Here is a 21,484-nt window from a genome sequence, read left to right on the forward strand (position 1 = left end):
TTTAGATAAGAACTGCCTATTTAGCAGCAGAATTACCAAAAGCCCTCATTGCCAAATCTTGTGCTTGCTTCAAAGTAGCTTGTAGTTGTGTAGAAATACTTTCTATTTGCTCTACTTGCTTTGTAATTGTTTCTTCCAAGCTTTGAATTTTTTGTTCATAGCTTTGCTTACTAGATTCCCATTCTTTCTCAAATAAATCAGCTTCAATTTTAGCCTTTTGGCTGGTTTCTTTAATTGCTTCTTCTCTCGCTTTTTTAACTGCTTCTTCCAATTCCCCAGGAAAAGCTGTAACTTTTTGTTGATATTCTTTAAACAGAGCTTGATTACTAGACAGAATTTTTTCCCGTTCAGCCCAATCTTTTTCTTTTTCTTGTGTTTTCTCTTGAATATCTCTTTCTAAGTTGCGTTTCTTGGCTTCATAAACATCTGTATTAAGCTTGCGAGTAGTTTCTAGTTTATATTGATATTCTTCTTGTTCTTGTTGGCGTTCTTTATTAGTCACATCATTGTATGCTGTGACTGCTTCTTCATACTCTGACTGTTCCTTTTGCCATTCTTTACGCTTGAGAGCAATTTCTTTTTCAATTGCCTCTTTCTTACTGGTAGTATCTTGTTCAAGAGTTTTTAATTTTTCTTGATGTTCTTGAGTGAGAATATCTAATGTATCTGCAACAATTCTGATTTTTTGTAATTCTTGCAGATGTTGAGTGGCAATTTCTATACCTCTGTTTAGTTCATCTAACTTGGAGTTTTCTTTGGCTAACTTTTCTGACAGAGAATTGACAATACTCCCAAATTCCAATTGTAAATCAGCTAAACCTTTAACAATGCTATCAACTGTATATGTAGAAGCCGCAGTTAATATTTCTTGGTTTTTGACTTTTTCTGCTTCTTCTTGTTTAGTAGCAATTTTTGATTCTAATTTTTTTCTTTCAGTTAAAATTTGTTGAAATGCTTGTATTAGTTGCTGTTTGCTATCTTTAACTGCAACTGAAGTCATACTCGAACTCCCTTAATTAGCAATGAATTGATGGGGTAACAAACCATACCAATAGCTACCCTATGCAGACATCAGAGTAACCTTTAAAACAGTAGTTTTTGTTCAGTACAAATACTGGAATGAAGAAATACTGAAACTGGAGTACGATGTAAATTTACCGTACTGCTTTTTGTAAATATGGTTTCTACTGGGAAAGCAATAGTATTTTTGTACTAATAACTATACTCAAACTCATTAGCCCTTGTCAATAGAGAATGGCTGCTGGAATGAGAATATATGTAGGGCGTGGTAAAAAGCTTGCTTCTCAGCGATGTGGCGGTGTAAAGTCACCTAATTTGCCACTTATAATCAGTAAAAACAAGCTTGATCATAACTGTCGCTCTAGGTTTGACAAAGAATTTTTATTGCCAATATGCAATAAATCTGCTTTATAATATTTGTAGATATAGCTGTTACATATGTTACTTTTTGCAAATTAATTTGCAACGGTGCGACTGTAAATGCACCGAGAAGTTAGATAATTGACTCAATTCTCATATTGATACAAGCACAGGGCAGACTTTTGTGATATCAATGTACACCAGTGAATCGACCAAGTATTCTGCTAGAGCAGATATCGGACACACCAGCCAGATTCTAGTGGTAGAAGATGAAGAGTTAATCCAAGAGATGCTATCTGTAGCCTTGGAAGAGGAAGGTTATGAGGTCGTAACAGCGCCAGATGGGCGGGTAGCGATCGAGTATCTCAAAAACTTTGAAGCCAATTCAGGCGAGTTTCCCTTTGATTTGGTAATTCTTGACTTGATGTTACCGCAAATCAATGGTTTAGATATTTGTCGTTTGCTACGCCATCAAGGCAATCCAGTACCGATTTTAATGCTGAGTGCTAAGGGTAGTGAAACCGATCGCGTGTTGGGTTTAGAAGTTGGCGCAGATGACTATCTCACCAAACCTTTTAGTATGCGGGAATTAGTGGCTCGGTGTCGCGCATTGCTGCGTCGCCAACGTTTAAGCACTCTACCGCAGCTACCAGTTCTGAAACACAAAGATGTTACCTTAAACCCCCAAGAATGTCGTGTGTTAGTGCGGGGTCAAGAAGTAAACCTTTCCCCAAAAGAATTCCGGTTGTTGGAATTGTTTATGAGTTATGCGCGGCGAGTTTGGTCGCGGGAGCAATTGCTCGATCAGGTTTGGGGGCCAGATTTCGTTGGGGATAGCAAAACTGTGGATGTTCACATTCGCTGGTTACGAGAGAAATTAGAGTTAGACCCCAGCCATCCTGAATATATTGTGACTGTAAGAGGATTTGGCTATCGTTTCGGATAATTGTGAATATAGTTGTTAGTTTTTATTAATCACGACGCAACTAGCAACTGGGACTCATAATGTTCTTATTGGGATTTATTCTAGGTTTGGCGGTAGGTATCGGTTTTTGGATTTGGCAACAGGTTCAACTGAACCGCTACCTGGGGAGAGTTCTCCAACCCTACTCTAGTTCTACTGAGGTAGCGCTGCCGCTACTACCTCGTTTGCGTCAGGAAATCAAGACATTACAGCAGCAGCGCCAAGATTTGCAAAAATCCCTGCAAACATATCAAGACCTGTTGGATTTTGCACCAATGGGATATTTGCAAGTAGATGAAGAAAATCAACTGCTATGGTGTAACCAACAAGCAAGAGAAATTTTATATCTGCAAAGATGGCAGCCAGGACAAGTACGCTTGTTATTAGAGTTAGTGCGCTCCTATGAATTAGACAGATTGATTGAGCAAACGCGCGATCGCCACAAACCCCAAACGAAAGAGTGGTTATTTCATCCTTCATCCGACAATCCAGCAGAATTACCCACCATCAAGTCTATGACTTTACGGGCATCTGGCTTGCCCTTACCCAACGGTCAGGTAGGCGTATTTCTAGAAAATCGTCAACCACTGCTAGACGTAAATCAAGAACGCGATCGCTCATTTTCTGATTTAGCTCACGAACTGAGAACGCCTTTAACTTCAATTCGGCTTGTTGCAGAAACCTTACAACATCGCTTAGAACCGCCTTTAAACCGCTGGGTTGACCGCCTGATGCAAGAAGTTGACCGACTCATTAGCTTGGTACAAGGCTGGTTAGAACTAACGCAAATTGAAGCTAACCCCAAAATGCAACTGCATCTAGAGCCAGTGGAAGTGCGATCGCTAATTGTATCTGTGTGGGAAACTTTAGAACCCTTAGCACAAAGACAACATCTCTCACTTAACTATTCGGGGCCAGAAGACATTTGGATTAAAGCCGATCAAGCCCGGATTTATCAAGTTTTTCTCAACTTACTAGACAATAGTATTAAATACAGTTCTCCTAGCACCAATATTCAAGTGGAAGCAAAAATTACCTTTTCTGAAGATCATCATCAAGATAATTCTATACATCCCACCTTAGAACTAAATTTAATTGATTCAGGTACAGGTTTTTCGGAAGCAGATTTACCCCATATTTTTGAGCGCTTTTATCGCGGAGATAAAGCCAGAACTCATTCATCCTTAGCCGATAATTCTATTGGATCGATTGTCGGGAATGGTTTAGGATTGGCGATCGTCCGACAAATTCTTTTAGCTCACGGTGGTTCCATCAAAGCCATGAATCACCCCCAAACAGGCGGCGCTTGGATGCAGGTGATACTTCCCGAAGTTGTGGCAAACTCTCAAAGCCAAGACTATAGTTAATAGTATCTTCACTTTTGAGAATACAAGTGTGGAAGCTGTCGTTTATAATCCCAACCCGGACAGTTCTCAGTTGGCGCGTGCCATCAGGCGCTTAGAACGAGATGTTTTACGTATGGGAGCTTTGGTAGAACAATCATTTCGCCTCAGCCACCAAGCGTTGTTTGCTCGTAACCTAATAGCTGCTGAAGAACTACCCAAATTAGATAAAAAAATTGACCGTTTTTATAGACAAATAGAATCAGACTGCACAGCAATTATGACACAAGCGCCAACAGCCCAAGATTTGCGCTGTTTAAGTGCTTTCATGCAATTAGTCCGAGATTTAGAACGCATAGGTGATTATGCTAAAGATTTAGCTAAAATTGCCATTAAACTCTTTCCTTATGAGCCTCATACATCTTTGCCAGAAATTGAAATCATGTCACACCATGCACAGGCGATGTTAGCAACTAGCTTGGTAGCTTTGGCAGATTTAGATGAAGCTGGTGGCCGGGGAATTAAGCATCTAGATGATGCTGTTGATAATGCTTACGATCACCTTTATCAAACTTTAGCTCAACAACGAGATATACCTGGAGTTGTAGAGCCAATTATCCTGTTGGCGCTGGCAATTCGTTGTCTGGAACGTATGGCCGATCATGCTACTAATATTGGTCAAAGAGTAGCATATATTGTCACTGGTCAACGCACTTAAACACAATTGATGATAGATTTTTCCCAATTACGGAATTGATTATTTAGCAAATATTGTGTTACTAAATACAACTTTAAAAAAAGCGAGAATTGGAAATTACACATTCCAATTCTCGCTTTTTTCAGATGATGAATCAAAAGATCCCCGATTTCTTTAAGAAGTCGGGGATCTGAACTTCCTATTATTTTGGATTACCCAAAAAGTTAAAACTTGCTTAACTAAGTTAGATTTCACTAAATTTTTACCTATTCTTAACCTTGCATGATTAAAGTGTCCGCAAGCACAATAAATATCGCTTTACCGATATAAATGACTATTCAGCGTCGAGATTTCTTACTATTAATGGGAGGTAGCGCTAGTGCATTAGCGCTTATTAACCTTACAAGTTGCGGTCAAAATACTACGACGCAAAAAAGCACATCATCAGTAGGGGAATCTGTATTTTCGTTTCAACCCATTAAGGGGCCAATACCCTTAGAAACCGCAGGCTTTAACCCAGAACAGCAGCAAGTCCAATATAGTAGTTATGAAGTAGTTGATGACTTGGTACTGCCAGAAGGGTTTCAATATCAAGTAATTGCTGCTTGGGGTGATCAAGTTGGTGATTCGCGCTTTGGGTACAACAACGACTATTTATCGTTTATACCGACGGGAGAAAATGCTGGTTATCTAGCAGTGAACTTTGAATATATCAGCGCTATTCCTTGGATGGAAACATATCAGCAAGTGATTGGTAAATCTTTACCATTTGCCGATGTGAAAGTAGCTTTAGCAAGCACAAACTTAGGAAAAAGTGCGATTAATGCTTATGCTTTGCCAGATAATGACACAGTAAAACCTAAAATTGCAGAAATTTGTCAAGCAGCTTTATTAGACCAAGGTTTAGGGGTAATTTCGCTGCGTAAAACAGCTAATGGTCAGTGGGAAAGAACTAATTCCCCAGCAGATAGAAGGATTAGTGGGATTTCTGGCTTAACAGATAATCGCTATTTAAAAGCTACTGGCCCCGGGATTGCAGTATTTCGCAAACAAATAGGTCAGGGATATATTGATAAACTTGGCGATCGCATTATCGGTACTTTTGCTAACTGTGCGGGGGGAACAACACCTTGGGGTACAGTTCTCAGCGCCGAAGAAAATTTTCAAGCTCAAGTCCCAGAAGCAGTGTATGCCGATGGTACAGCTTTTGACCCTAGCACACTACCGTTTGCTTTGGGTGATGAGGAATTATTCGGTCAAGGGAATGTGTTTGGTTTAGCCGGGAATAAATATGGTTGGATTGTGGAAATTGACCCCGCTAACCCCCAAGATTACGGTACAAAACATACTTGGTTAGGACGTTATCGCCATGAAGCTGTGGGTGTGCGAGTAGAAGCCGGGAAACCACTAGCTTTTTATTCGGGGTGCGATCGCCGGGGAGGACACATATATAAATTTGTCAGCCGCGATCAGGTAACGAATCCCCAAGACAAGGCTAATTCTCAGTTATTACAACAGGGAATGCTGTACGCCGCTAAATTCAACGCCGATGGTACAGGTAGCTGGATAGCACTCCAGGCAGAGACTCCTATTAATCCAGATGTTCCTAGTAGTATTGCTGGCAATATTATTTTGTTACCACTAGGCGCTAAAGCAGAAAAATCCGACCTGAAGACGGGTTATTTACCCATTACCAAAGATGAGGCGATCGCACAATACAAACAAAAATATCAAAAACTCGCAGACCTTTACACTGGTAACACCGAAGAACAGCAAGGCGCAATTTTAATTGATGCACATTACGCCGCCAATGCAGTTGGTGCTACCTGCACAGCACGTCCAGAAGATACGGAAATTGCCCCTAATGGGGATTTATACATCAGTTTTACTTCTGGTGCGCCTGACAAACAAGGTGGTTCTGATGTGCGAGTCTTTAAAAGTCCCAAAGGTGAAGCAGGTTATGAATATGGCTGGGTGATGCGTTTAACCGAAAATAACAATGAACCCGCTGCTATGACTTTTCGTTGGCAAATCTTAGCCACAGGTGGAGAACCAGCCGCAGGCGGTATGGGTTTTGCCAATCCAGATAATTTATTACTAGATCCTCAAGGTAACGTCTGGATGGTAACAGACATTTCCACCGCCAAACTCAATCATGCGGTAAATAATCGTAACGCTGAACCAGGAAAATCTGTCAGCTTGTCTGGGTTATTTGGCAATAACTCTGTATGGTTTATTCCTACCAGTGGTACAGATGCAGGTAAAGCTTTTTTATTTGCCACAGCACCAATGGAATGTGAAACTACTGGCCCTTGTTTCACAAATGATCAGACAACGATGTTTTTATCCATACAACACCCTGGTGAAATAAATGGGACTCGTAAAGACCAAGCGATCGAGATCCGACAATTTATCGTTACCGCTACCACAGGCGATGAATTATTACAAACTCGTCAAGTTCCCATTGGTTCTAATTGGCCTGATAAAACCCCTAATGCACCCCCTAAACCAGCAGTTATTGCGATCGCAAAATCGTCCATCTCCGCTAATAAACAACATCAAAATATTTAATTAGCCACATAATCAGCAATCTATTATTTATCTACAAATTATTTTGAATTTATCAAGCAACTAGCTGTTAAATATTACCAAAAATCACTTAAATAATTAGCATAATTGCTGCGATCTCCTTGTAAACCTATCAAAACATTCACTACATACCATAAAATTTATAATGACATCCACCAGTTTGACACCAACATTCTCCACGGCATCTGTAAGTGAACAACTATCAGTAAAAATATTTGCCAGAAAAGAAATTATTCCCCTACGAAATGAGGTAATATGGCGCATAGATAGGGGTGCAGTTCGTACCCTAACTTGGGCTGAAGATGGAACATTCATCACTTTAGGTTATTGGGGGCCAGGAGATTTAATTGGCTCTCCTTTATCGAAAGTTAAACCCTACCAAATTGAGTGCCTTACCAGCGTAGAGGTCAGCATTGTACCATCTTATTTATGGCATCAAGAGATTGAAGGTTTATTTAACCATATTCAACAGTCAGAAGAACTTTTAAGCATAGTTCATCTCAAACCAATTTCCCTGCGCTTATGGAAATTTTTATTATGGCTCAGTGATAAGTTTGGTCGCAATGTCGAACAAGATAAAGTTATCGATATCAACATCACCCATCAGGAAATAGCAGAAGTTTTAAACACAACTAGGGTGACAATTACAAGACTATTACAACAGTTTGAAGAAGACGGTGTCTTATTAAGATACAAACGGCGGATTATTTTGCGTTTACCAAATAAATTTACAACACAAACTATAGTTAAAAACAATGTTTATTGACTTGTGATAATTGCATCGTATCTGGTATATTGATGCCTGTAATTATATGTGTATACCCTGAAAAAAAGCAGCAATTGTAGCCAAAATACAGCCATATATTGCACTAGTGGGTGTGAGTGAGAGTTAAGATAATGACAAAACTTTTTTGGAATGTACTGAAAGTCAGTCCAGCAGTTTTAGCTGCGACCTTATTAGCTGCTAACAGCGCTTTAGCTGGAGAAGCTAACGAGCAAATTACAACTGTTAATCAGTTGTCTGCACAACCTGACAGCATGGGTCAAGTAACATCCGTTTCTCAATTTTCGGATGTACAGCCAACAGATTGGGCATTCCAAGCCTTACAGTCCTTAGTAGAACGTTACGGTTGTATTGCAGGTTATCCCAACGGTACATATCGTGGGAACCGGGCTTTAACTCGCTATGAATTTGCTGCTGGTTTGAACGCTTGTTTAGACAGGGTTAACGAACTAATTGCTACAGCCACAGCTGATTTAGTTACCAAAGAAGACTTAGCCACATTACAGCGTTTACAAGAAGAATTTTCCGCCGAACTGGCAACTCTGCGTGGTCGGGTAGATGCACTAGAAGCACGCACCGCAGAATTAGAAGCAAATCAATTCTCCACTACCACCAAATTGGTCGGTGAAGCTATTTTCGACGCATCTCAAGCATTTGGAAACAATCAAGCGGTATCTAATCCCCAGACACCAACACGAGATTTAACTTCCAACACTACTTTTGACTACCGGGCGCGTTTAAACTTATTAAGCAGCTTCACAGGTACAGATCAACTGCAAGTCCGGTTACAAGCTGGGAATATTGTCAACAACAGAAGCGTAACTGGTACAAGCCAAACCCGTTTGTCGTTTGCTGACCCGACTGATAACCAAGTTCAAGTTGATAAAATTAACTACGCTTTCAATTTGAGCGATTATATTCGGGTGAAAGTTGATGCTAACACTGGCGAGTTGTGGGAAAACGTCAACGTCTTCAACCCAGACTTTAGAAGTAGTGGTACAGGTGCAATTTCACGTTACGGACGTTTCAGCCCAATTTATCGTTTAGGTTCTGGCGGCGCTGGTTTAACAGTTACTCTTAACCCTAAAGGTGCTATTAGCGTAACCGGAGCTTATTTAGCTTCTAAAGCCAGTAACCCCAATGAAGGTTTTGGCTTGTTCAACGGTGACTATGCAGCTTTTGGACAAATAGAATTTAAACCCAGTAAAGCCTTTAATATTGGTCTCGCTTACGCCCATACTTATGACGGCGGGAGAGATAATGATACAGATCCGACTAACACCAATACGAACGCTATCAACTTCATAGGTGCTACAGGTAGTACATTTGCTGGTGCGCCCTTTGGTAGTGGTGTTGCTACCACAGGTAATCACTACGGTATCCAAGCAAGCTTTAACCCTAGTGATAAGTTGACGATTGGTGGTTGGGCTGGGTATTCCAATGCGGTAGCTGAAACTGGCGCAAACAGAGGTAGAGATGCAGATGTTGTTTACTGGGCTGGAACCTTGGCGCTGAGAGACCTTGGTAAACAAGGTAACGTACTTGGTATCGTGTTTGGTCAGCCACCAACAGTGACAGAAAATCCTGTTGCTAATCGTAGAGATGGACAAAGTACTTACCATCTGGAAGGTCTGTATAAAATCAAGGTGAGCAACAACATTCAAGTAACCCCTGGTTTGCTGGTAATTTTCAACCCTGAAAACAACAGCAGAAACGATACTATTTACGTAGGGACATTACGTACAACTTTCACTTTCTAAAATTACACTTACGTGATATAATAAAAACAAGGTTTATGAGTATATTTCCTGAGAAAATAATTAAGGAATATATGTTCGTAAACCTTTGTTTGACGGTATGGTGTGAGTGAAAGCAAAATCATGAACAACTCTTTCTGGAATGTACTGAAAGTCAGTCCAGCAGTTTTAGCTGCGACCTTATTAGCTGCTAACAGCGCTTTAGCTGGAGAAGCTAACGAGCAAATTACAACTGTTAATCAGTTGTCTGCACAACCTGACAGCATGGGTCAAGTAACATCCGTTTCTCAATTTTCGGATGTACAGCCAACAGATTGGGCATTCCAAGCCTTACAGTCCTTAGTAGAACGTTACGGTTGTATTGCAGGTTATCCCAACGGTACATATCGTGGGAACCGGGCTTTAACTCGCTATGAATTTGCTGCTGGTTTGAACGCTTGTTTAGACAGGGTTAACGAACTAATTGCTACAGCCACAGCTGATTTAGTTACCAAAGAAGACTTAGCCACATTACAGCGTTTACAAGAAGAATTTTCCGCCGAACTGGCAACTCTGCGTGGTCGGGTAGATGCACTAGAAGCACGCACTTCTGAATTAGAAGCAAATCAATTCTCCACTACCACCAAGTTGGTCGGTGAAGCTATTTTCAGTGTAACTGCACCCTTTGGTGATGATCGCGCTGATACTGACACCAATACCACCAACAATCGTGACTTAGATAGCATTGTCACTTTTTCTGATCGGGTTCGTTTGAACTTATACACTAGCTTTACAGGTTCAGATAGATTGCAGACTCGTTTGCAAGCTCGAAACATTGCTACACTTAGCACAGGTGTTACAGGCACCAACATGACTCGCTTAGGTCATGATGGTGATAACAACAATGAAGTTGAAGTTGATAAACTCAACTATGAATTCAACTTGGTGAGTGACGCAGTGCGAGTCAAGATTGACGCGTTTGGTGCAGAACTGTGGAATAACATCAACGTGTTCAACCCAGACTTCAGAAGTAGTGGTACAGGTGCGCTCTCTCGTTACGGACGTTTTAGCCCAATTTATCGGGCATCATCTCCTGGTGGCGCTGGGTTGACAGTCACTGTAAACCCCAAAGGGCCTATTAGTCTTACAGGTGCGTATCTTGCACCTAACGCTAGTGACCCATCCCAAGGTAATGGTCTATTCAACGGATCTAATGCCTACTTTGGTCAAATAGACTTTAAACCAAGCAAACAGATCAACCTTGGTTTTGCCTACTCTCACACTTATCAAAATGATGGTGCTGATATTGATGTCAACCTGTTTGGTAGCCAAGGTAGTTCTCTTTCTAGCAGACCTTTCGGTAACATTGGTACCACAGCTAACAACTACAGTTTCATGGCTAACTTCCGCCCCACTGATAAGATTTCAGTTGGTGGTTGGGTAGGTTACACCGATGCACAAGCTGACGCTGGGACAACTTCCGGTGACGCAGAGATTTGGTACTGGGCGGCTAATCTAGCTGTCAAAGACCTGGGTAGAGAAGGAAACACCTTGGGGATCATTTTTGGTCAACCACCCAAAGTCACCAATCTGAATTTTGGTACTACAGCAAATACCGACAGAGATACTTCTTATCACTTAGAAGGTCTTTATAAAATCAAAGTCAGCGATAACATTTTAGTGACTCCTGGCTTGTTGGTAGTTTTCAACCCAGAACATAACGACAACAACGATACTATCTACGTCGGTACACTTCGTACCACCTTCTCGTTCTAAAGTTTAGTTTTGGATGCGATGAATAAAAGCCCGTTTTTAGGCGGGCTTTTATTTAACGTGAGTTCGATGGAACTAAAGCTGATTTTGATCAATGCGATCGCCTAGGGCTTCGACGTTTTCGAGATTAACAGTAAACCAGTCAGTCTAATGCCAAGTTTTTTGCCTATGACGGTACACATCGATTAGCTCGACATTTCTCAAATTGGCGATCGCCCGTCTAATCGTAGAGATTTTTAAGAATGGCCGTGTTTGTCCCCAATCCTGGAGCTTTTTCTAAAACCAACACCGCCCATCATCTGTGATGTGTTTGGAGATTTGACAGAAGTACTGCTGTTATAAATATTTATCAGAAATATTTCAGGTTATTTGTATATTAATTGGTGTCAGTAAAATTACTGTTTAATTCTAGGTTAAGAATTAGACCTATTTTCCCACGACGAACAAAAATTAGTGAGGAAGAATAGTGTGAAACACCAGTTTCCAAAATACTACAGGCTACTAATCTTATTTGTCTGTACGGTGTTTATTGCCTTTACAGGTCAAGTAGCTCTCGCCCAATATAATTACCGTTGGGGCAATCAACACAGACAGCAAGTAGAAATGATTGTTGGCGGTGATTTTGTCGTCACCATGAATGATGCACAACCCGTAATTAAAAATGGTGCGGTAGCCATCAACAACGGCAAAATTGTTGCCGTCGATACACAAGATAAAATTTTGGCAGCTTACAGAGCCTCTAAGAGATTACCAGGCGAAGGTAAGGTATTGATGCCAGGGTTAGTTAACGGTCACTCTCATACCTCAATGGTGTTGTTTCGCGGTTTGGCGGACGACTTGAGCTTACAAGATTGGCTACAAAATTACATATTTCCCGCAGAAGGACGCTTCGTTAACGAAAATTTCATTCGTGTTGGCGAGACACTGGCTTGTTGGGAAATGATTAGCGGTGGTACTACGACGTTTGTGGATATGTACTTCTATCCAGATGTCGCTGCTAGAGTAGTTGAGCGATGTGGACTGCGGGCTGTAATTGCACCTTCATCGATAGATTTTCCCAGTCCTGGTTTTCGCGGCTGGGATGATGCGTTTGCGGCGGCTGTAGATTTCGTGAAACGCTGGAAAGGGCGTAACCCGCGAATTATCCCCGCCCTCGCTCCCCACGCGCCTTACACTGTCTCGCCAGAGCATCTTACACAGGCTATCCAGGCAGCACGTCAATATGATGTGCCATTGACAATTCACCTCGCAGAAACACAAACCGAAGTCCAAGACATCCAACAACGTTATAATGCCACTCCAGTACAACACCTAGAAAATCTTGGCTTTTTAGAGCCGCGAGTTTTTGCTGCCCATGTAGTCTGGCCTAACGCAAGTGAAATTGCGCTGATGGCAAGACGTGGTGTTGGTGTAATTCATAATCCTGAATCAAATTTAAAGTTGGCTTCTGGCTTTGCACCAGTTCCGGCAATGGTGCAGGCAGGTATTCAAGTTGGTTTGGGTACGGATGGTGCTGCGTCGAACAATGATTTGGATATGTGGGAAGCAATTCGTCTTACTGCTCTCATCCATAAAGGCACAACCCTTAACCCCACTACTTTACCTGCCAAGACAGTTTTACGGATGGCAACCTTGGGAGGTGCAGAAGCTCTAAGTTTGGCAGATAAAATTGGTGCAATTAAGGTGGGGCTTCAAGCAGACTTAATTCAAGTAGACCTCACATCTGCACACTTAACTCCTCTTTACGATGTTATTTCCCATCTTGTTTATGCAGCGAAAGCCCAAGATGTTGATACTGTGATTGTAGATGGTCAGGTTCTGATGTCTGAGCGTAAGGTATTCACGGTTAATACTGAGCAAATTCGGCGTGAAGCCATCAGAATCGGTGAGCAAATTCAAGCCGAGTTACGACCATCGAATTAACGACTGTTCTCAAATATTACTAAACAGAATTTTTTCTTATCAGTTGAAATTCATATCTTTGGTATATTGATTCGGTGGTATGGGTTTTTTAATTGGTAAATGAAGATGGTGTGTTCGCCTTGTATCGAACACGCCTCTAGTTTCTGTTTTAGTTCGGAAATACAACCTATGTGCAGAGATTTAAATACCTCAAAACTGCTCACTTCCGAAAATAGCTTTTTATACCCCTGGCAAGACTACCGCGAAAGTGACAAATCAGGGTTAAGCACGATTTTCACAAATTAACGTTATCTTCTGGCTTGGCCAAATCTGATGGAGGCCTGTCGCTACTCCAAGCCCACCATGCACAACCACAATGGCATTTATAGAACTCTTGCCATTTGCGGCGATGTTCTTCTGAGATCACAGGCGATCGCCGATTGATCCAAACTTGTAATGCTTCTCGACTACTAGAATGGCAAGTAGGACAGCAAAATTCATAAGCGTGAACTGCCTCAGATGTCCATTCAGGTGGGATGGGAGCAAAAGCGTCCATGTAATTTAAAATTTAATCTCAGCAGGCAGCATATCAGCCCGAATTAATATAGATCTGTTTATCTAGTATTTTCATAAATCCGTCTGTTTTTTTACAACTCTTAATTTCTGTAAAGGACGAGATACCCGACTTCTCAAAGAATTCGGGTATCTGAACCCCTCAATTTTTCAGAACAACGAACCACATAGCCGCGCAAGCGGCTTCTCGCAGAGTAGGGCGCAAAGAACACAAAGATGGAACCAAATGCGGAAATTCGTCGGTTATTAGATGTGATGCCGGCTTCTGGGAGAATGACGACCAAAATAGTCAGTAAACCACAGCAAGCCAAGGTCATTGATGCTACTTTTCCCTTGCCTTGGAATCAAGATAGACCGATATACATTAATTTTGACTTGTGGGGGCGCTTAACCAAACCACAACGAGATTTACTGCTGTTGCAGAAGGTTAGCTGGTTAATTGGCGTGAAATGGTTTAAACCAAATATTGATCAAGGTGTCGTGCTGGTGGGATTGTTGGCGGGATTAATTGAATCGTCGCAGTCAGATGCAGTTGGTGTGGCGGTGGCTGGGGGATTAAGTGCGATCGCCGCTTTGCGTATTTGGCGTAGTCACAAATCATCAGAGTCGGAGTTAAATGCTGATATAGCAGCCATTAAAGTAGCCCAACGTCGGGGTTATTTAGAAGCTGAAGCGGCGCAACATTTACTATCTGCAATTGAAGCCGTAGCCAAAATAGAAGGAGGTTCTGGGTTAAATTTTACGGAGTTAATTCGCTGTCAAAATTTACGGGCGATCGCAGGTTTATCGCCTGTGGGTGTACCAGAGTTTTTTAACGCAGAGTAGTGCTAAGGTAAACGCTAAGGTACGCGGAGGGAAAGAACGGACTATTCACAATGATAAATTTTGTACTCGTAGCCGTTGACTGCTGGTAGAGATTTAGTTTCAGCAAGACATTTTTCTGTTTCTGCTGCTGTGGGGGCGCGGAAATTTACTAACCACAAATCAAAGGGTTTTGGTAGGTTTTTTAAAATATTATTGAGAGTATTTGTAGAAGTATTTGGGTTTTGGTCTTGATGTGCCAGGACAAACTGGAGTGATGGTGATGGCGTATTTTGAATTTTCCACTCTCTAGCAATACCCATCATTTCACCCATTTGAACATGGGTAATTTGAGTAGTTGCAATCACAACTGGAATTTGGGATGTTTGTCTAATGAGTTGTAAAAATAAGTCGGGGCGATAGTATTTTTGATAGCCTAAATTACAAATCACAGTTACTGCGCTACAAAATCCCATGAGCCAAATTATTGCTAAAGCTTGTTTGCCTGTGATTTTATAATTTTTCTCCTGAGTTTGCCAACGAACTGCTAAACTTGCCCCAAGTAAAAGAATGACGGCGGGAAAATACACAAAGTTATAACGAGCGCCTCTAGTTAAATCAATTCCTAAAAAATAAGTAAAGACAAAAAATAAAGCGATCGCCGCTAAAATAATTCCCCATAAAACCTGAGTTTCTGGTTGTTTTAATTGAACTTTTATGCCGCGAATAAATATTGGTAAAAACCAAATAAAGAAAATCAACATCACCAGCCCAGAAATTAAAATAATTGCTAACTGTGGTGATTCGATGGGGAGTAAGAAAAGCATTGTTACCCAAGCTGCAAAAGCCTGAAAAAATGGGTTTAACCATTCAAATCCTTGGCGCGGTTGTTGTATCCAATCTGTTAATTTATCACCATAATTATTCTGTAAAAATATTGGTACCCAAACTATTCCTGAGACAGCAGTACCAGCAGCAACCGCATAAATCCGCCGCCACGGTGGAGATGTAAAATTACTTTGTCGCCAAGCGAGGAAAATTAAAACTAAGGCTTCACTACCAAGGGTAAGAACAAAAAAGTAATGGGTTGCAATCCCGAAAGCATTAATAACTACCCAAGCCAGTGCTGTGGTGATGGGTAATTGTGTCCGATTTTGGATGTGGCGTGTAGCGATAATTAAGCAAGCAAAAGATGCAATCACCCACAAAATTGCCAAAGTGTAATGACGCGCTTCTTGTGCGAGAAAGATAGCGTAAGGTGATACCGCCATGATGGCAGCAGCGATATGTGCAATCAAGCGAGAACGAAAAGTTAGCCAGCCTAAACCATAGATGGCGGGAATAGACGCAGCACCAAAAATTGCCGAGAGCGATCGCGCCCCCCATAATGAAACTAGTCCTTGTTGTGTCGGAAATAACTGCATCCACCAATGAGCTAAGAAAAAATATAGTGGCGGATGATTGGTTTCATGGCTCAAGTGCGCCCAAACATCTTGGATAGTAGCACTTGCTTGAGGTTGCAATGGTTGTAATAAAATATCAGGTGCGATCGCTTGGTCTAAGGGTACTGGTAAAAAACTATTCCCCAAGCTAAACACTAAAGTCGAAAATTCATCAGTCCAAGGTGGTTTGGCTGTTAAATTAGTTAAACGCAAACCCAGACCAATCATCAACCATAGCAGTAACAACAAAGGATGAAACCAGCGACTATTGGTCACAAAATGCCAATTCCCCGCTATCGGGTTTGAGGGAGAAGTTTCGTCTGCTAAAGGCACGCGGCGGTTAGCAAAGGTCGAAAAAAACAGGATCGTATGTTGGTAAAATTTTGATGCACTCCCAAAAAAAACTTTCATAGCCGCGCCATTTACAAGTCAACTCATTGCTATTTTGACTTGATTTGTAAATTTAAGTTCGCTTATTTCACCTCAGTTACGCGCCAACTCAGTTTTAAATTCACCCAAAAATTCCAAACTGTCGCAACTGCGATCGCAATTAAGTTAGCAATATAACGATTGGGAATCACAAAATTAAAGACTAAATTTAACACCAACACATTTATTCCCAATCCTGCCAAGCAAACAAGATTAAATTTCAAAAACCGCTTCAGACGATGATGCCATTCTTGCTGTCTCTGACTCACATCAGCAAATGTCCAAGCATCATTCCACAAAAAATTATTAAAAACTGCAATTTCACCAGCAATGATTTTACTCCGTGTTAGGGGTAAAGCTAAAGTCGTCGGGTCGCTAAGTAGATAAAGTATTGCCATATCCACAAATACCCCACTTAGTCCGACCAAGCCAAAGCGGAGAAATCGACCAATGGGAAAAGAAGATTTTTGTCCTACCTGTTTTGTAGTTAGCCGTAAGCGCAATAAGTGATGTAAGTATTCTATATATTGTTTCCATGTCACTTTGCTTTCGCCTTCTTTGCGTTCGCAGAATACATAACCAACCTCTGCGATTTCTCCTACATTTCCCCGTCCAATCACCTCTAGGAGAATTTTGTAGCCTACAGGATTAAGCGTTACACCTGCAATACAACTCCGACGCACCATAAAATAACCACTCATCGGGTCAGAAACTCTCCCTAATACCCCAGGTAAGAAAATCAAACCCAACACTTGAGCGCCACGAGACAAAAAACGTCTGACAGCACTCCAACTGCTGACACCGCCACCTTCTATATGACGACTCGCCACAGCCAAATCCGCGCCTTGTGCGATACCGCGTAACAGCTGCGCCAACACTTCTGGTGGGTGTTGTAAATCTCCATCAATTACTCCTAAAACACTCCCCCTAGCAGCTTGCCACCCGCGGATAACTGCTGAAGATAATCCCCGTTCTTGTTGGCGACGCATCACCCGCAAGTTAGGATATTCTGCCATCATTGATTGCGCTACTTCCCAAGTGCGGTCTGGACTATCATCATCTACCACAATTAGCTCGTAATCTTCTGAGATAAATTCCTCTATCAGTTCGCATAGAATCTTGATGACCTTGGCGATGTTGTCACGCTCTTTATAAGTGGGAATTATTAGAGAGAAATAAATATTTGTCTTGTCTGTTGTTACATTCTGATGCGGAAATTCTGGAATCTGCAAATCACCAGATGGCACTGTTAATAATGTATTGTTTTGGTTGTTTCTCATGGAGCTAAATCAATTTGGGAAAAAACATAACTAACAAGAGATGAGATTTAGTCAGTATATATTGTTTTATTAGTGAGCGTTAAGACTGATGTAGCTTTTCTTGCATGTTTAGATTTTGGGTTACTTGGTACTCTTTAATTAGTGGTTGCCAAATTATGTAAATTAAACTAAAAATTGCTAGGTAAATAAAGAAAGGTGTCATTAGAGAAACATGAACATTAAAATATTTAGGCAATATAGTTTTATATCCATAATCTAGCCAGTGGAGAAATAGTCCTCTGGAAATAAACATCACTAGATTTGTCAATAAATTATCAGACGGATTTGTTGATACTCCGGATAGATTGATGAAAATTGATAAAGTTCCTAATATTTTAATATATTTAGTTTTACAATACACAATTGGAATAATAATAAACGGTGTAGCAACTACTAAATGCCGGGGGCCAAAGCAGACATCACCCGACCAGGCATAGTAAGTAGAATTATAAATTAATACACATAAAACAAATATCCCCGAAAATAAACATACGCTGTTTTTTATAGTTTTATTTTTTAGTAAAGAGATAACAAAAAGAAATGTCATAGGAAAATAGAGGAAAATTCCTCTATAAGGGCTAAATGTTAATCCCCATAAAATTTCAAGCGTAGGTAATTTAAAAAAGGCGCGAGCTATATTTTTACCTTCTTTAGCTTGATTTAATTGCTTTAAGAAAAGTGAATTAGGTGTTGTAAATATTGAACCTGTAATTGAATAATTATAATACAGGATAATAGCTAAAAATATTGAATATCCACAACCAATTAAAATTATTTTTTGAAAAATATTTTTTGATTTATTTTTTAGATTTACATACAACCAAAAACCTAATAAAAGAAAGATTGGCAATATGGCAATATAATCAAGCATTTGAGCCATGCCGAGACATAAACCAATTAAAAAACTATTTTTTTGCTTAACAATAAGGTAAAAAGCTATAAAAATAAATGACATTGTATAGGCATGACTCCAAATCCCGTTAGTTGAATAAAAGAAATTTAAAGAACCAAAGATAAAAATAAACACTAACCACAGTTTTTTAATCAGATCTCCTGTAAAATTTTTGAGTATTTTAAACATCATTACAGCTACAATTCCCAATAAAGGAGCCATGATAGTAATATTAGAGAGCATGGTAAACCCAGCCCAATAAAATTCACTTACAGGAACACCTAGGGAATTCATTAAATTTCGATAAATAAAATATAAAGGCGACAATAAAATCGGTACTCCAGGCGGAATTACGGCATAAAAATGCTCTTTAAATTGTAGGATATCAATATGAGAACGATATCCTGGCTGAAGGGCAAAGGTGCCAAAATCAACAAGTGATTGAATGGCATCAGTGTAACGAGCGGTTTGAGCGCCATCTGGCGTTACATGGAGAGCAATCAAGATAAAAACAGTAATAAATATTTTTTGAGGAATGGCTTTTGTAAACATACTTAAAAAAGTTATTGGGCTTAAGTTGATTTATATAATTTGCTAAATAAATCAATAAAAAACGTGCTTATTTCACTTCAATCTCACGCCAGATGAGTTTGAGGTTGAACCCAGCGTTCTATGTATTCGCCAAATTTACTGCTTCAATAGAAGTTAATCAAATTACTACTAAATTAAAAACTGTAATAGTAAAAATTGTCATGCCAATTTGCCAACAACTTCTGTTATTGCGTTATACTTAAACTGCTGCCGTAACTTTCCGGATATGATGAGACAAAGAATGAAAATATAACACTCTACTAGATGGGTAGGTGAATAAATTTAGCATGACAAATGCTGAGGCATTTGGCAAAAGATGCTCATTTAACAGCAGTGTTTATAGATGAATATTGTGAATTATTTTAAAATAAAATTTACTGAAAATATTAAAAAAGCAATTATTCAATTTTCAGTTCTTAATTGTGATTAAAATCCTAAAAAAACTTTCATAGCTGCACCATGTATAAGTTAAATTATTGCTATTTTGACTTGATTTGTAAATTTAAGTTTGCTTGTTTTATATCAGTGAAGCGCTAACTCAGTTTAAAATACACCCAAAAATTCCAGATATTAGCAGATGCGATCGCAGCTTTATCAAAATCTGCACCCTTTCCTAACCCTGTGATTTTCCCCCTGCATCCCTCACACCTATGTGGCTGATATCAGTAAATCACTGAGAAAACAAATGCACCTAACGAGTAGGTGCAAAGATTAGGTAATTACAGAATTAATACTACTATGTAAAACTAAGTAGGTAATAACTCAGGAGTTAATAGAGTCTACCTGAAGAACCCATAAATCGTTTCCGTAAATCTACTGAATTTTTGCCTAAAAGCCATAAAATTAGTAATGATAAGTAATTTTACGATTAGCAAATTTTCTTAAGTAATTAAGCTGAGATTTTTAATGATAAAAAATTTAATCCCCAGAGGCAACGAAATAGGGCTTAATAAAAGCTATAGACTCAAACCAACAGCCAGCACAACAGTCAAAAGTATTTTTATAAGTTTTAGCTATTAATTGTGATAAACACTTCTATTGAAAACATTCTTGAGCGTGCCTTACTGGGGTACGATTTATCTCCTCAAGAGGGGGTAGTGTTGTTAAAACAAACTGACCCCAAGGCGATCGCCGCGATTCGTAGCACTGCCGATCAACTCCGCTACAATCAGGTAGGTGACACTGTAACATATATTATCAACCGCAATATTAACTTTACTAACATTTGCGAACAGCATTGTAGTTTTTGTGCATTCCGCAGAGATGATGGTGATGCAGGTGCTTATTGGTTAGATTGGGGGCAAATTTTAGAAAAGTCGCAAGATGCAGTTCGTCGGGGAGCGACAGAAATATGTATGCAGGGTGGATTAAACCCCCAAGCCCAGATTAACGGTAAATCTTTACCTTATTACCTCAAGTTAGTTGCAACTATTAAACAAGCATTTCCTCACATCCATTTACACGCCTTTTCGCCCCAAGAGGTGCAGTTTATCGCCAGACTTGATGGGTTAGATTATGCAACTGTGATTGCGGCTTTGCGTGATGCTGGTGTTGGTTCTATGCCAGGTACAGCCGCCGAAGTGTTAGATGATGAAGTGAGGAAAGTCTTGTGTCCAGAGAAAATTGACACAGCTACTTGGTTAGAAATTGTCTCCACAGCCCATAAATTAGGTTTACCCACCACTAGCACCATGCTATCGGGACATATCGAAACCCCAGAACAGCAAATTGGTCATTTAGAAAAATTGCGATCGCTGCAACAAACTGCCATTAATCAAGGCTATCCAGCAAAAATTACCGAGTTTATTGTCTTACCCTTTGTTGGCCAAGAAGCGCCAAAATCCTTACGCCGTCGAGTGGGGCGCGATCAACCAATCTTAACTGATGCTTTGTTATTAGGGGCTGTAGCCCGGATTTACTTAGGGAATTGGATTCCTAACCATCAACCAAGTTGGGTAAAGTTGGGACTCGCTGGGGCGAAAGAAGCTTTAGTTTGGGGTTGTAATGATATTGGTGGCACTTTAATGGAAGAACACATTACCACAATGGCGGGTGCTGTGGGTGGAACTTGTATGGAAGTGGAAAGTTTGCAAGATGCGATCGCATCTTTAAAACGACCTTATCAACAACGTGATACTCTCTATCAAAAAGTGCTGAGTCGAAAATTATATTAGTTTTGATTTTTGACTTTTGACTTTTGACTTTCCTCATGATCCCCAAGATACCAATCCAAGATAGGATGGACGGTGATTTACGTGTAGTTTCAGAT

15 protein-coding genes are annotated in these 21,484 nt (G+C 40.2%); 10 read left to right on the forward strand and 5 right to left on the reverse strand.

Features of this window, described 5'->3' with window-relative positions:
- Positions 1–16 precede the first annotated feature (16 nt).
- On the reverse strand, positions 17–1,000 hold the full coding sequence (locus tag AC504W_RS13330; protein ID WP_494878220.1) for a hypothetical protein: 984 nt from the start codon (positions 998–1,000) through the stop codon (positions 17–19).
- Positions 1,001–1,573: 573 nt separating this feature from the next.
- On the opposite strand from AC504W_RS13330, the gene AC504W_RS13335 reads away from it, so the two are divergent.
- From AC504W_RS13335 to AC504W_RS13370, 8 genes are all read left to right on the forward strand, one after another.
- On the forward strand, positions 1,574–2,326 hold the full coding sequence (locus AC504W_RS13335; protein ID WP_096576877.1) for a winged helix-turn-helix domain-containing protein: 753 nt from the start codon (positions 1,574–1,576) through the stop codon (positions 2,324–2,326).
- A gap of 59 nt (positions 2,327–2,385) precedes the next feature.
- Positions 2,386–3,711, forward strand: a complete 1,326-nt coding sequence (locus AC504W_RS13340) for a sensor histidine kinase (protein ID WP_494878221.1) — start codon at positions 2,386–2,388, stop codon at positions 3,709–3,711.
- A gap of 28 nt (positions 3,712–3,739) precedes the next feature.
- A complete protein-coding gene (gene phoU, locus AC504W_RS13345) occupies positions 3,740–4,405 on the forward strand; it encodes a phosphate signaling complex protein PhoU (RefSeq protein WP_494878222.1) in 666 nt (221 codons plus the stop codon).
- 309 nt (positions 4,406–4,714) lie between these two features.
- Positions 4,715–6,955, forward strand: a complete 2,241-nt coding sequence (locus AC504W_RS13350) for a PhoX family protein (protein WP_494879650.1) — start codon at positions 4,715–4,717, stop codon at positions 6,953–6,955.
- 163 nt (positions 6,956–7,118) lie between these two features.
- Positions 7,119–7,739: a Crp/Fnr family transcriptional regulator gene (locus tag AC504W_RS13355; protein WP_494878223.1), complete on the forward strand. Its 621-nt coding sequence runs from the start codon at positions 7,119–7,121 to the stop codon at positions 7,737–7,739.
- Between the two features lie 131 nt (positions 7,740–7,870).
- Positions 7,871–9,517: an iron uptake porin gene (locus AC504W_RS13360; protein WP_494878224.1), complete on the forward strand. Its 1,647-nt coding sequence runs from the start codon at positions 7,871–7,873 to the stop codon at positions 9,515–9,517.
- 120 nt (positions 9,518–9,637) lie between these two features.
- On the forward strand, positions 9,638–11,269 hold the full coding sequence (locus AC504W_RS13365) for an iron uptake porin (RefSeq protein WP_494878226.1): 1,632 nt from the start codon (positions 9,638–9,640) through the stop codon (positions 11,267–11,269).
- 465 nt (positions 11,270–11,734) lie between these two features.
- Entirely contained in the window at positions 11,735–13,189 is a 1,455-nt protein-coding gene (locus AC504W_RS13370) for an amidohydrolase (RefSeq protein WP_494878228.1), read from the forward strand.
- 274 nt (positions 13,190–13,463) lie between these two features.
- Here AC504W_RS13370 and AC504W_RS13375 read toward each other — a convergent pair whose 3' ends face one another.
- Positions 13,464–13,724 carry a hypothetical protein gene (locus AC504W_RS13375; RefSeq protein ID WP_494878230.1) on the reverse strand — a complete coding sequence of 87 codons (261 nt, stop codon included), beginning with the start codon at positions 13,722–13,724 and terminating at the stop codon, positions 13,464–13,466.
- A gap of 233 nt (positions 13,725–13,957) precedes the next feature.
- On the opposite strand from AC504W_RS13375, the gene AC504W_RS13380 reads away from it, so the two are divergent.
- Positions 13,958–14,566 carry a DUF3318 domain-containing protein gene (locus AC504W_RS13380; protein ID WP_494878231.1) on the forward strand — a complete coding sequence of 203 codons (609 nt, stop codon included), beginning with the start codon at positions 13,958–13,960 and terminating at the stop codon, positions 14,564–14,566.
- Between the two features lie 41 nt (positions 14,567–14,607).
- Here AC504W_RS13380 and AC504W_RS13385 read toward each other — a convergent pair whose 3' ends face one another.
- The 3 genes from AC504W_RS13385 to AC504W_RS13395 all read right to left on the reverse strand — a co-directional run bounded on the left by AC504W_RS13385 (position 14,608) and on the right by AC504W_RS13395 (position 19,176).
- Complete coding sequence (locus tag AC504W_RS13385) at positions 14,608–16,212, reverse strand: glycosyltransferase family 39 protein (protein WP_494878645.1); 1,605 nt, start codon at positions 16,210–16,212, stop codon at positions 14,608–14,610.
- Positions 16,213–16,457: 245 nt separating this feature from the next.
- Entirely contained in the window at positions 16,458–17,693 is a 1,236-nt protein-coding gene (locus AC504W_RS13390; RefSeq protein ID WP_494878233.1) for a glycosyltransferase, read from the reverse strand.
- 79 nt (positions 17,694–17,772) lie between these two features.
- The gene (locus AC504W_RS13395; protein WP_494878235.1) at positions 17,773–19,176 is read right to left on the reverse strand and encodes a hypothetical protein; all 1,404 of its coding nucleotides are present in this window, start codon (positions 19,174–19,176) and stop codon (positions 17,773–17,775) included.
- 1,061 nt (positions 19,177–20,237) lie between these two features.
- Between AC504W_RS13395 and cofH the strand changes: the two genes are divergently transcribed.
- Positions 20,238–21,389 carry a 7,8-didemethyl-8-hydroxy-5-deazariboflavin synthase subunit CofH gene (cofH, locus tag AC504W_RS13400; protein ID WP_494878236.1) on the forward strand — a complete coding sequence of 384 codons (1,152 nt, stop codon included), beginning with the start codon at positions 20,238–20,240 and terminating at the stop codon, positions 21,387–21,389.
- The last annotated feature ends 95 nt before the right edge of the window (positions 21,390–21,484 follow it).

This window comes from Nostoc sp. C96, assembly GCF_059384975.1.

Coding starts and splice junctions, on each gene's coding strand:
- AC504W_RS13330 (WP_494878220.1), bottom strand. CDS start 1,000: ATGACTTCAGTTGCAGTTAAAGATAGCAAACAGCAACTAATACAAGCA.
- AC504W_RS13335 (WP_096576877.1), top strand. CDS start 1,574: ATGTACACCAGTGAATCGACCAAGTATTCTGCTAGAGCAGATATCGGA.
- AC504W_RS13340 (WP_494878221.1), top strand. CDS start 2,386: ATGTTCTTATTGGGATTTATTCTAGGTTTGGCGGTAGGTATCGGTTTT.
- AC504W_RS13350 (WP_494879650.1), top strand. CDS start 4,715: ATGACTATTCAGCGTCGAGATTTCTTACTATTAATGGGAGGTAGCGCT.
- AC504W_RS13355 (WP_494878223.1), top strand. CDS start 7,119: ATGACATCCACCAGTTTGACACCAACATTCTCCACGGCATCTGTAAGT.
- AC504W_RS13360 (WP_494878224.1), top strand. CDS start 7,871: ATGACAAAACTTTTTTGGAATGTACTGAAAGTCAGTCCAGCAGTTTTA.
- AC504W_RS13365 (WP_494878226.1), top strand. CDS start 9,638: ATGAACAACTCTTTCTGGAATGTACTGAAAGTCAGTCCAGCAGTTTTA.
- AC504W_RS13375 (WP_494878230.1), bottom strand. CDS start 13,724: ATGGACGCTTTTGCTCCCATCCCACCTGAATGGACATCTGAGGCAGTT.
- AC504W_RS13380 (WP_494878231.1), top strand. CDS start 13,958: ATGGAACCAAATGCGGAAATTCGTCGGTTATTAGATGTGATGCCGGCT.
- AC504W_RS13385 (WP_494878645.1), bottom strand. CDS start 16,212: ATGATTGGTCTGGGTTTGCGTTTAACTAATTTAACAGCCAAACCACCT.
- AC504W_RS13390 (WP_494878233.1), bottom strand. CDS start 17,693: ATGAGAAACAACCAAAACAATACATTATTAACAGTGCCATCTGGTGAT.
- AC504W_RS13395 (WP_494878235.1), bottom strand. CDS start 19,176: ATGTTTACAAAAGCCATTCCTCAAAAAATATTTATTACTGTTTTTATC.